5 protein-coding genes are annotated in these 13,893 nt (G+C 49.0%); 4 read left to right on the forward strand and 1 reads right to left on the reverse strand.

Translation table 11 applies throughout. The features are described from left to right. The coding region (locus ACJMM9_RS10190) for a hypothetical protein (protein ID WP_405326368.1) at nucleotides 1–709 on the reverse strand (709 nt) is incomplete at its 3' end. An 82-nt stretch (nucleotides 710–791) separates the two neighbouring features. Here ACJMM9_RS10190 and ACJMM9_RS10195 point away from each other — a divergent pair. Genes ACJMM9_RS10195 through ACJMM9_RS10210 form a run of 4 tightly spaced genes read left to right on the forward strand, consistent with a single transcriptional unit; the run spans nucleotide 792 to nucleotide 13,873 of the window. Continuing rightward, the gene (locus ACJMM9_RS10195; protein ID WP_405326370.1) at nucleotides 792–3,392 is read left to right on the forward strand and encodes a hypothetical protein; all 2,601 of its coding nucleotides are present in this window, start codon (nucleotides 792–794) and stop codon (nucleotides 3,390–3,392) included. Nucleotides 3,393–3,403: 11 nt separating this feature from the next. Continuing rightward, on the forward strand, nucleotides 3,404–8,320 hold the full coding sequence (locus tag ACJMM9_RS10200; RefSeq protein ID WP_405326373.1) for a hypothetical protein: 4,917 nt from the start codon (nucleotides 3,404–3,406) through the stop codon (nucleotides 8,318–8,320). Between the two features lie 58 nt (nucleotides 8,321–8,378). After that, nucleotides 8,379–13,148 (forward strand): hypothetical protein, encoded by a 4,770-nt coding sequence (locus tag ACJMM9_RS10205; protein WP_405326376.1) that lies wholly within the window; start codon nucleotides 8,379–8,381, stop codon nucleotides 13,146–13,148. Continuing rightward, nucleotides 13,148–13,873, forward strand: coding sequence for a hypothetical protein (locus ACJMM9_RS10210; protein ID WP_405326378.1), 726 nt, complete (start codon nucleotides 13,148–13,150; stop codon nucleotides 13,871–13,873). Before ACJMM9_RS10205 ends, ACJMM9_RS10210 begins: the two co-directional genes overlap by 1 nt. Nucleotides 13,874–13,893 lie beyond the last annotated feature (20 nt).

Below are 13,893 nucleotides of genomic sequence, written 5' to 3' on the forward strand. Positions count from 1 at the left end.
ACTTTCTCCACTTGTACTCGTACTCTGGCACTTCGTCAGTAACGGATGTGATTGAATAAAGCTTGTTGTCGTATTCGGCCTTCAGCAGGTCGCCAGCCTTTGGGAAGATCTGGGCTGCCGTATAGCCGTAGTAGTTGAATTTCTCGTATCCACGCTGCCACCAGACTGGGTTGTGGTCTTTCGGATTGGTACTGCAGAGCGGCTTGACGCCGTGCTCGCGAAGGGAACGGTAGTTCCATTCGAGGAAAAGTCCCATGTGCATCAAGACTTCCGTCTTTGCGGTGTACTGGATACCGAATCGAGCGTACAGCTCGTTCTGCGGCGTAAATGTAATCGTGGCGCGGACATCGAACATTCTGTCGATGCTTCTGCTGTTGTCCTCATGGAACAGCGGGTCTGCCTTGGTATCGTAAGTCGTCGTGTAATACTTGAACTGGGTGCCTTGACGCTTGATCTGCGCTGCGGCCATGATGTTGTAGCGCTCGTGGTCGCGGAATGCGTTTTCGTTACGGTAGTAATGACCCATGCCGAGCCGAGTGTCGTGCTGGAAATCTGGATGGTTGATCTGGGACTTTTCAGACCGTTCGACGAAACCTCCGAGACGGTCGTCCCAGAGTGGCTTGGATACTGAAGCCAGTACGCTAAAATTCGGTACGACCATGTTGGCCGCACGTACGTTTCCAGAAAGATGTAGCTTCAAGCTTGGCATTCGATACCTCGTCCAGCAGTTTATCAGTTGACCTTGCGCCCAGAACTGATAAACTGCATACGACTATTTGGAATCGGTATTTATGTCGAATGCACTAGATCAACGCAAATATGCGAAAATATCGTTCGAGGCCGTTCGTGAACACCTCGTTTCGATCATGAAGGCGAAGGGCGGCAATCTCGCCGATGCCTCTGAAAGTTCCTACGGTCGATTGATGACCGACTTGTTCTCCGGTACGGCAGACTTGATGGGCTACTATGCGGAATCTGGCTTCATGAACGCCTTCATGGAACCTTCGTCTACTTCTACGCCTTCCATATACGCGAACGCTCGTATGCTTGGTTATAGCATACGCCGTCCGGTTCCGGCAAAGGCTGGCATCGGTATCGCTGCCACCAAGACTGGTAAGTACAACAGCATCCGCGTCCGTATTCCGAAGGGAACCGAGTTCACCATCGGCGGCCTTACCTTGACCGCAATGGACGACATGGAGTTCTACTACAACAGGAATACCGATCCGTCCAATACTGGCTTGATGACGCTCGTCTCTGGAAAGGCCGTCGTGGCCGAAGGTCAGTTCAAGACCGAAACGCTGGTCTCTACTGGCAAGCAGAACCAGATTCACGTCGTCAACGACACGACTTTCTCCGATTACTTTGGTGACAATGACCCCAACTTCGACGATGACGGTAACGTGGCTCACCGTGCGGCTGCATTCACGACGGTTACTTCCGACGCTACCCTTATGGACAACGTAGATCCAAGCGTCGTCGTTAATGACAAGCTCTACTGGCGCGTCTCTCGCCGTGGCCTTATCGACCCGTCCAAGGAGAACGTACTTAACGACATCGAGAAGTTCGCCGCTGGACAAGACAACTATACCGACAACTACACCGTCGAAATCACTACGGCTAACGACGGCAACGTACAGCTGAAGTTCGGCGACGGCTTGAACTCCGCGATTCCGTACGGTCTTATCAACGTGACCTATTTCTCCACGCTCGGCGAAGGCGGAAACCTTCTCGACGTGGCTGGTACGGTTCTGGCAACCAGCGACTCCAAGATCGTGATTACTCAGGGCGACGGAACCGAAAGCGACATCACCCTCGAAGACTTGAACATCGCGTTGACCACCGATATCCGCAGCGGTCTCGACATCCAGTCTATCGAATCCATCAAGGCCGACGCACCGTATATTTTCAACTCTTTGGACAAGCTCGTTAACCGTATGAGCTATAAGATTTTCCTACGCCGCTATGCTGACGTGAAGTACGCCACCGCGTTCGGTGAGGACATCTTGAATACGAAGCTGCAGAACGGCAGCATCGACGTTAAGTTCATGAACCAGATTCGGTTCAGTGTGCTCAAGAGCTTGTACCGCAAGAAGGACAAGAACTACTATCCGACGACTTCCAATGAGTACTTCCTCGACGGCTGTAAGATTAACGGCTTGATGTACACTTGGCTGTATGACTATGGCGAATTGTCCAAGCAGGGTCTTGACTCTGGCCACTGGGCTATGGCGGAACGAGTGAACAAGGCAATCGACTCCGTATTCAACGGTGTCGTTTGCTACAAGAATTCCGAAGGCTACGTGGATGTCAGTGCGCAAGTAAAGCAAGCCATCAGGAAGGCCGTCATGCCGTCCGACATTCCGATGGACTACCAAGTGTATTCCGCGAAGCTGTCTCCGCTTGACTTTGTCGAGACTGGTTCCGAGCTGTACAACGTAATGACATCGCTTAACCAGCGCGGCATGGTTACTCTTGGCGGCGGATACCACAACTACGTGTATCCGAGCGTCCATGAAATGCAGTGCCATCTCGATATTACCTTGTACCGTGGCAATAACTTCACCGACGTCAAGGAACGAGTACAGAACATCATTTACAAGTACTTGAGCGACAATACCGAGTTTGCTTCTCCTATCTACCGTTCTCGTATCGAGGCGCTTGTCCATAACTTGACCGAAGTCGAGGGTGTCGACGTGACGTTCGCTCCGGTCGTTAACCAGTACAATGCGCTTAATGTCGCCCAGCTTCCGTGGCTTGGCAGCGTGACGAGCGAATTTATCGCGCCGGGTTCTGTGACCATCGATCCGTTCGACTTTACTTTGCAGTACACCCTCGTCGAGTCCAATGTCAAGACGACCACGACTCGTACGTTTACGATGCCGAACCAGTCTACTATCCAGAACTTGATTGCCGACTACTGCTCGACGATGATTTCGAACCATCTTGAGACTGTTACCGACCTCGAAATCGACCGTTTCGTTGCCTATATCTGGTCACAGGTTATGCAGCAGATCTATACGCCGATTGCCGACCAGATCGATACAGCAACTGCACAAGGCGATATCGAGACCGTGCGCAGCCTCCGTGCGCTGATCGACGCCATCAAGGGCTGGGAACTTGGCCCAGACTCGCTGACGTTCAAGGATACCGACACGATTACGTCTATGTCCGAGGTGAACGGAAATACTTTGTACGACTACTTGAAGTACGGCTTGAACTACATCAAGCTCATCCGTAACGTGCTTGCCTACTACGTCACCAAGAGCTTGATCGACGATAATGGCAACATCACCAATTATACGAACGACAATGAAATTGTCCAGGTTGTCGTCCCGGTTGACGAAATCGACCTTACCGTTTCTCTGGACTCTGTCTTGCTCACTGAATAGGATGGACTAGAATGAATCCGATAGTCTATAACAAGAATGGTCAATACCGCTTCACCGATTTCATCGGCTACTTGCCGGAGTTCCTTCGTTCGGAACCGGACGTCGTCACTTATCTGCAAGTGATGTCCGACTACATCAACAACGCATACCGCAACGTCGATGTCACGGAGGAGTTCGAACTGGTCAAGGTATGTACGAGTACTGACCGTACTGTCGTGCAGACTTGGATGGAACGCCTTTGCGATATGTTCAAGCTGGCATGTGACCGTGGAGAATCGGTCATGTACTTGTCAGCGCCTCGCAACAACGTAAAGAGCAATGTCACTATCGGCAGTTCCAATGCCGAGTATCAGAAGACTATCGAGGTTGACCTTGACGAAATCGTTGACACTTTGTCTTCGGCAAGCACTCGAATCGGCGGAGCGGATGCGTTGGACGACGGCGATGTGGTGTATGTGAAGTACCGCAAGCGCAAGCTCGGCGAGCTCGTCGCCTACTACTACGTGAAGGACGCGAACATCCTCAAGAAGGATTCGATGGCCGCGTCGCAAGACCCGTTTACTGGTTCGTACAACGATCCGACGACCGCTATCCAGTTCAAGGTTGACAACGTCGGCCATGTGGTTTGCCGTTACGGCGGAAACCATGGCGACTTGGTCTACTATGAAGTCTACTTCCCAGTCCACATCACCAACGTAGAGCGTGTGTCCGCCTCTGGTATCGCTACCTATGACGTGAATGCTGACGGCAAGGATGACAGCATCTATGTCGACTACTACAATTTGACTGGCGCTACGAAGGTCGAGGACGGAACTTATAATACCTACATCAAGTTTGGTGACCAGAAGGGATTTGGCTGGACTGGCGAATATCCTACTGGCATGTTCTATTTCCGTGACAGCAGCTCCGCCAACTTGACTAATCTTGCCAATTCTGGCTCGATGGATCTGAGCGATACTCTGAACGATCCTTCCGTAGACCGCTACCACATTACCAAGGTCGACAAGATCGCTGGCATGTACCGCGTGTATCTCGATGCGTTCCCAGGCATCTATGCGAATGCGATATTCTATGTAATGAACGGTTCGCAGAACCTTGGCGTGTACCGTATGAACGGAAACATCGCATCTGGAGACCGTTTCGATGAAGGAAGCTTGTATATCGACTTGGTCAATATATCGAATTACGATTACCAGATCGAGGACAACGTAAAGTACAAGGACAAGCTGACGCTTCTGTCGATTCCTCTTGCAGCAAGCAAGTACATTCTTGACTTCGACAACAAGATGCCGATGGTCACTTGGAACGAGGAAGTTTCCGACTTGTTTGAACATGTGATGGGACTGAATCCGAATACGAAGCTGACTCGTGCAGTAGTGTATGAGAACGATGTACTGTATACTGGAAAGGCATCTCGTGTTGCCGCAAGTACAATACAGATCGACACCGATCTGTCGAACGTCGTGACACTTGGTTCGCAAGTATGGTCTCGTGAATTTACTGGTTTTGATGGCACTACGCCGGGCATTGGAACGATTGAATCGTGTGTCCGAGCTAATAACGGAAAGTTCCGCTTAGTGATTACTGGTGTACAACTAATGCTGTCTACGCTGCAAAACGATATTACCTTGTATAACTGCAATGCTGGTATGCTTCTTGATGTCGCTTCGATGACAGATACAGACAGTGAGTTTGTCTATTTTAATGCGATTACGAACACCAACAAGCATCCGTTTGAGATTGGCGAGTACTTCACTGCGACGGTCAAGGTTGACGGAAACGACAAGGAAGTGCTGTTCCAGATCAAACAGATCGAAGGGTTCCATGGTGGATACCGTCGTATTGCTGCGCTAAAGCCAATGGGCGTCGAAGTGACGTTGGATGAACCGACGCCGATTAAGCGCGTGTATGTCGATACCGCAAATGCAGCGTCCATCTACAAGTTCAACTATGTCAAGATGCGCGAAGGCTCTAGTGGAGTTATTCTTGGCGCGGCGAAGCAGAAGAGCTACACTGGTGACATCTTTACGGCAGAATACATGCTGGCGCAGACCAATGGCTCTGCAGATTATAGTCTGTTGAAGATGGTAACTGATGTTAAGCCGTGGAATCCCCAGCAGTCCTACCATAGCGGAGAATATGTCTATAAGCCAGACGATGGCAAGGTCTACTACGTGAACCGTGAAGTGACCGTTAACGAACTTGGTGAAATTTCTGACGAGAACCGAATTACCGTCGATAACACGGCGCATTACTCCGTGGGCTTCAAGGAAATCACGAATTCCTACATGCCGTATTGCGGCCCGGTCAGTCCGCTGGATTACGAAGAAAAGGTGAATTACCAAGGCAACATGAAGACTTTGCGCTTGCCGCTGTACGTGAAGAAGGTCAACGATGTCCGTCTGAAGTATGGTTGGCAGCAAAGGCAGTATGTGTACTACAATGACGACATTGGCGTCGCTCCGATGGATCGTGCTGGCTTTGTCGAATTCTATTCTGACAGTTCACTTGTCGGAAATACTCGCAGTCCGGTGAATGTCAACTTGAGGAAGACTTCTCGTACGCATGTCCTTCCGAGCAATACGATGTTGTCTGGATGCGGAAGTCCTCTAATCGACATCGATATCGACTCCGTACCGATGGCACAGCGCAACGAGGATGGCAAGTGGGTAGTGACTATCCAGTCTAGCGGTCATAACTTGGCTGACGGTGCGCTAATCAACGCAACGGTTTCTGTCGATGACGCAGACAAGAAGGCTGTATTCGATGCAGAGAATGCACCGATTACTGTCGTGTCTCCGGACGTGTTCCAGTACACGACCGATAAGTTTACTGGTGCTGGCTATGTCATGTCGTTGGGTACTGTCGAGGACATTACAGTCCAGTACACTCGTACTTATCTCGACGACAGTGACAGTTATCCGCAAGAAGGCGATATCGCCGTAGTTGGCCCGACCATCATGCCGATTAGCGAGGTATCCAACATTGATTTGCGTGATGACGTTTATCCGTATGTTAATGAGTCCGATATTGCCGTTGGCGGCTCGTTGTATCTTGTCGAACAAGGCCAGTGGAAGGCGGTAAGCGCTACAGACATCCTTACTCCGCATGCGATTTACAGCCGCCATAACATGTTCGACGTGAGCGTGACCAATCCGACATTCGCTCGCAGCGAAGGACATGTAATCAAGGCAATCCAGAAGGTCGATGATCCGTCTTATGTCGAAGTGCTGACATCGAAGCGCATACCAGAACTCGATGTGGAAAATGCGAATGACATCTATGCCAACAAGGGACGAGTGTACATTGAGTATGTAAACCAAGGTGCAGTCTGCGGCTGGCATACTATCAAGGAAGTGCATAACGGCGGTTCCTTTAGTATCTACGTCGATCCGTCGGCAGCGATCGATGACCTTATCGCGCCTATCACCAATAGGCAGATGACGGTCTATGTTGGCCGTTGGTACAAGTACACGCTTGATGGCTATGACTGGGACAAGAAGAGCAATCTCGTGTCCTACGTGACATCGAATACCATCATGGAGTACATCGACCCAGATCCAGACAATCACGCGCCGCGCCGATACAAGATGAAGTACAAGCACGGATTCAATGTTGGCGACCATGTGCTTATCGATACTGATGGAACTAACATCTACAATTATGAAAAGTTGAACTGGATCATGACGGCTGTGGTTACTACGGTCATCGACGACTATACGTTCGAGCTTGACCGTTCCGACATTACCAATGGTAGCTTGTTCAAGGGTTATGTAATCGAAGACCGTAATCTTCCGCGTCTGAGTGGCGAATACAGTTACAAGCTTGGCGACGAGATCATCCGTTTCAAGAATGGCGACGTCGTGATAACCAAGGCCCAAGTATGCTTGGACGAGTGCCGCGCATGGAAGGTGTCCGAAAATACCGCATGGGTTCCGATGGCCGCGAAGCGTACTTTCAAGATTGACCAGATGTCGGTTGACTTGAAGCGCAATCCGGCGTTTGATGCTGGGGAAGACTTGGATGAAGAAGCCGAGTACAAGTATATTACATACACCGATGCTGACGTGGCGGCTGATGTTGACGCATACACGGTCGGTTACGCTTGCGCACGAAACTACCACTTCGAGCACCCGCACGTCGACAACCTCGACACTACGCAGAAGGTCGAACTTGAGTATTCTTCTAAGTACGATTACGCTACGGTTGCTCCTCGTGACGACATGGATCCGTCGTTCAAGGGAGTTCCGGACATGGGCTATCCGCTGGCCGAACGAATCGAGCGTCTTGCCTATCTCCGTGACCCAGAAGTAATCGACCTCGACCTTATCGGCTATCTGGCAAGGTTCATGGGATATGACATTACGGCGCTTGCTGACGACATCAACGCCAGCAATATCTACCGCAACAGCACGGAACGCGAAGCTGCTATCCGTGCGGCCATTGCGCACTTGCCGCAATACTACGCACTCAGCGGTACGAAGCCGGGTATCAACATGCTTATGGCCACGTTCGGATTGGTAGGCGACTTGATTACTATGTGGACAAACACCGATGATCCGTATGGAAGGCTGATCCGCCAAGACGAAGTCCATGAACAGATGGATATTGACTTGGCCAACGGCAAGACTACGTCCTCGTGGGTTCCGACGCCGCACGTCGTCCTTGACATCATCGAGAACGAGAACTTCAACAGCGTCCTAATGGGTAACGAGGAACTGACTCGCATGAAGGAGCAGATTCGTCGATGCAAGCCGATTCAAGTCGTTTTCGACGGAATCCGCCTCGTATTCAACGGTACGATCGATATTCCGCTGAAGCTGGTATCCTCTGGCGGTGCTGTCGAAGATTCTACTTGTATCCTCGGTCTGGAGCCAGACACGGAGCTGGCTGTAGACCCTTGTATGGAAGAAAATTGCGACTTCTAGCCGTGCGTTCCGATTCGGAAACTAATAAACTAGTTTCTGCATAACATTGGAACGCTCGATGAAGACTGTAATTACCAACAATGGCTTGAACATTATGAACCAGACCCGCGCTGATGGGACGGTTCAGTACTGGATTGGTTACTTTGGTCTGGCGTATGTGCCCGACGAGTACCGTGTATCCGAAAGCAATGACGCGCCGCTGGATCCTCTCAGCGCCGACATGACCGAGCTTACGCAGAAAGGCGACGTGATTTATAACTTGTTCCAAGGGGCCATGACTCCGGTTGGTCTTGACACCGATATCGGTGAGTCTGCCGCATACAATCTTTTCAACGAGTGCATGTACACCGGAAGCGTCATCAGCAAGTACCGTTATGTGCTTGACCCAGAGACTGGCGCAAACAAGCTGATCGTTCTCGAATCTGTCAACGAGGATGGCCACCCAGTCGAAGGCGATGACATCCCTTACGGTCTCCAGAAGTATTCCGAGTATTTTGGTGTCGGCGCAAAGGACGAGGACAATTCCGTTGTGGAGAAATCCAAGCTTCCGATCCCGGCTCCTCTGTATTATCGTGGCGAACCAGTCGCTTGGGACGCTGGAGTCACCTTTAATGACACCGTGTCTTCCGATACTCGTATCATCAGCAAGTCTCCGAACTGGGATTCTGGCGACAAGTACAGCTGGAACGCAAGCAAGGACTTTACTTACGGTTCTCCAGAAGACAGCTACCATTATCTGACATCGTTTGAACAAGCGCAGAGCGTTTCCAACTTCAACCGTTTTCATGCTGGTGCCAACGTGACTGGTTATGCCGTTGACTATGAGCCAGCATGCCGTAACTTGGCCTTCGCTACCAAGCTGTTCCCTATTTCTCATTACGACGTTATCAGTACGACCGACGACGAACACGTAGCTAACGTGAAGTACACGGTCGAAGTCGACCTTGACGAAGTGTTCTCCAAGATCACTCGCCAGTCTACCGCTTATTATGAAAATGGCCAGAAGCTCGATCCAGTCACTGACAAGGACAAGCTGGCCAAGTACAAGCTTGGTTTCAAGTTTAACCGTATCGGTCTCTATGCCGTTCCGGTGACTCTGCATGCCTATAATTCCAATACCGCCGACAACCAGAGCAAGAATAAGTACAACATCCAGATGCAGATTGCTGGCAACAGCAAGCCGCGTCTATTCGCCGTTCGCGACTTGTCTTCTCCGATCGTCTTGAGCGAAGACGGTATGCACAAGTGCGTATTCAACTTCCAGCTAAACGTTGCCGATACTGGTATCGTCGACGAGTCTGGCATCTACTACAATTTGTACGAAAGCGATGCAATTACTTGGTACAAGAACCAGCTGATTGCCAACGCTAGCGCAGCTGAAGCTGTGACGACCCTTGGCGTCGAGATTAACTACTTGCGTCAGCAGATTGCCGACATGTCTGGCGAAAATACCGCATGCGGTGTCGGTGACGACGGCGACCGTTATGCCCTCGAAGGACATACGCATAACTATATGAAGAACATCGTGGACTCCACGAAGACTGGTAACGGCGCTGTTCGCGGTATTGATACTTTGGACGAATCAACGCCGATAAAGATTTACAAGACGAATGGTCGTGCTATTGTTGAAGATGAGCACGGGGTTCCGCATTACCAAGATGATCCAGAGACTGCCGTCCCAGTATTGATTGAAGCTACCAATGTGGTTGTTGGTGACGAATCGATGAATCTTGGCCGAGATAGCGCAACTCTTGGTACGCGCTCGATTAACATGTCTGACTATGGCATCTTGGGAAGCACGTCATCTAGTACGTTGCTGATGGGAGGCCGTGGTAAGACGTCGTTTGACAAGTATGCTGATGGACATCTTGCCGTTGCTTATGCGAAAAACAGCATTATTAACATGCATAGTGGCGAGCTAGAATATGTTACCGAAAGTATGTTACTTAGCTCGGAAACAGATTCGTGGATCGACGGATCCGTGGATAAATCAATTCTTATTGGCCATAATGATGTTAGCGAAAACTATCAAGCCTCGCAGTTTAGTACAAAATATAAGTTTGGTCAAGTAGCTAAGTCGATATTGCTAGGCCGAAATGAAGTCGATAGTCTTGTTGAATTTTCATCCATTTCTGGTGAGTTGAATTTTGGTGGTATGCAGCCAATCGGCACATTCACTGCTACGTCCGATATGGATGCGGTTTATATGAATTCGTCGACTGTCGGCTATGGTGATGAGGACGATATATTTGCATCCGCTCTTCACGGTAGCGTTCACTCGGTCAACAAAACTGGATCTAATACTAGAATTTCCAGCGGCAATCATTTTGAAGATGGAAACACCTGGATAGACCGTAATGTGGCGCATGTATATGCGTCGGGTGAAAATATTGTTGTTCCTCATGGAACGTCTAACTCGATCATGTTCGGCCAGAACATCAATAACCACAAAATTTACGATGAACAACTCGGCGGGTTCCGTACGGCTACCGCGCTTAATGTTCGTGAAGTATTGACCGTTGATGAGTTTAACGACAAGTATGGTAATCCTGACCGTTGGCCGTATCCGTCCACCGATGCTATTTGGAATAACCAAGGCAAAGATGATATGATTATCATTGGCACTGGTACTTTGAATTTCTTGAACGGACAAGGTGGTACGCCGACGACGGTATCTCGTGACGTCAAGGGTGTGACCTTGTATGTGTCCTATAGTAGTTATGTATGGGGTGGCGGTGTTACTTGCGGTAGTAAGACTGGCGATCTTGATCATGACGGAACCGTATTCGGTACGAACCCAGAATACTTCGCTAACTTGTATAGCACACCGGGTCATCTCAAGAATATGATTATGCTTGGCGATGATTTGAATGCTGGATATGGCAGTGAAAACTCTATCATCATGGGTGACCGTAGCGGCACAAGAAAGATACAGTATAAGAACTCCTTTATCAACACGCTTGGTGATGATTATGGCTATGTCCGTGATGCGACTACTGGGCCGTTCGGATATTTTGACAATATCTGGTGGATTGGCCACGCGGAGACCAAGCAAGAGTGGAGTGGCGGAACTGATAGTCCTAATACAACTGGCCATTTCATCGCGGCACAGCAAGACAGCGATGATATTCGTCATAAGGCGACATTTAAGGATCGCTTTGTATTTATTGGCTCAGACAAGAATGCCTACGGATTCTCTTATTGGTATGGTGTGTCAAAGGAAGGATGGGATTATATTTCAAAGCGTCCGAATACTCTTGACTGGGAGTATTCGTTTGAGGATACATACGAACCGTGTAAGGCTCCGATGATTTACACTGGTGGTCTTGCTCTGGGTGGTTACGGCACTCGTGAATGTAATTTCATGTTGCTCAAGATTGGTACGTCTCGTTACCAGATGGAGGATCCGACTGAAGATAAGACCCACATCTATAAGGGTTTTAATACTAACAATAATTTGGCGACTGCGTTAATCAATGAAGCTCGTGGTAGCTCCTACAGTTATAGCAAAATTATCAGAAGTACTGCGCTTGGTGGCCCATGGACGGAAACGGCTACCAATACTACGTATTTGTACAGAGACTATTCAAACGATTATTTCGCTGATTTAGCTGTTGGTGAAACATCTGTAAGCTTCACATTCGATGCTGATGAAGTGTACGATCCGGAGACGCCAGTTACGATCTCCTTGTATACCGTCGAGACGTGGAGTGGCGGCGAAAAAAATGGTACTAAGATTTGTGACATGACAGTTACGATCAACGGATCCACGGTTACTGGCACGATTGATGCTGCGCTAGCTGAACGCGCACGTGCATGTATCACTTATCGTAGCTATCATACGAATGGTAATGCGATTTATGATTACTATGATCCATCCGTCCAAGACGAACATCACTTGATGGTTGACTGTCCGTTTGCTGGCATGGCGCTTGTCGTACAAGATAAGCAAGAACTCGATGGTACTTTGCATATTGGTCTTGGAAAGCCAGCTGGTAATGGCGCTGGCGCTGGCCGTGCTGTCATAACGGACTTTAATCCGTTGTCTGGTGATGCTCATGGTGGTGGTACGTGGTCGTTGAATCACCCAGACTGGGGATCTGGTGAAGACCATACGTATATCTATCAGGGTTGGAAGGACAAGCACATGGACAAGGTATTGACTTGCCGACCGACATTGACGGACTTTATCGCTCCGGTGGATGATATGCAACGCGAGCATACTGGAACTTGTACTCTGCAGTGGTATAGCGAATATCCTGGCTTCAATTTCGAGGACGGTATTACTGTTCTTGATTGGTACTTCTGGTACGCAATATCGGACTACTACTATACCAAAGAAGACTCTAAGACTTACTATCATGAGCAGTGGATGATGAATGCCCGTAAACAGCTGGCTATCAATATGAATTCGTTGAAGGAAGGCGTTGTATACGAGGTGAATTTGCATGTCGTCCGCGTGAATGGCCCAGATTCGAGTACCATTGGTGATCAGTCACAGCACACTGACGCTACTTATAGGCGTCAAGCGTCTCCGGTATCGAAGCAGTACGACGGCACTCACATCGATGCTGACATATTCTACGATCCACTCATTTATTTCAGTTCTTATAACACGAAATCCTATTCGGGCGATTGTACGGTTCATCATTGGGGTGCTTCCGACACGACGTCTAATAATACTATTAAGCCGACGTTCTATCCAGTTACTGATCCTAATAGCGGTGCTGTTGATAGTGAGAACACAAATCATCAGTTAACCGAGTTGGCTCGTGCAAAAATGTTGTTTACTCGAATTGGTGACAAGGTCTATATCATGGAGTACTAATGCGATATCGAGTTGTGATATCCCATAACCAGACAAGCTCTATTCTGAAGTTCGATAAGTCTGTGCCGACGGTATTCGTATTCGATGCGCCGACACAAGACGACTTGGACACATGTCGTGACAATGGTTTGCAATATAAGGTCGTCGCGGCTGCTGGTAACCGTAGTAAGAACCGTAATATTGGTTTGCAAGCTATTATACAGCAGTTTGCGCTGTCCGATGACGACATAATCGAATTCTTCGACGGCGATAGGTATATAGTACAACCTAATGATGAATTCTTGGCGGCGTTGTTTGCCAATGAGGATGTCGACGGTGTGCTTTATACATGCGACAACGATACTCGTATCAAGAAGTATCATGTTCCGAGCAAAGGGGCTATAGTCCTTGACACGGGTACTTTGTGCAATCCGTTCTATAGTTGCGGATTTGGTATAAAGTATGGGGCTATCCGCAAAATTATGGAATATAATGACGGCGAATTCTTTGTAGAGGTGTTTAATCGGTGGGGTTGTGAAGACCAATTTATGGGTCTGGTTTGCGACCAGCTTGGGTTGAACATTGCTATTACTGCCGAAATTATGCTCAATGGTAATGTCGGCGGCGACCAGAATCAGCATGACGACTATAAGGACTCTTTACAGCGTTATGTCGATATGATGCTGTTAAGACACATTCCGTTCCGGAATGACACCAAACCGTCACGTATTATCGAAATGAAGTAATTTAACCACAGAAAACAATA

The organism is Fibrobacter sp. (genome assembly GCF_045112255.1).
In the GTDB taxonomy this organism is placed as follows: domain Bacteria; phylum Fibrobacterota; class Fibrobacteria; order Fibrobacterales; family Fibrobacteraceae; genus Fibrobacter.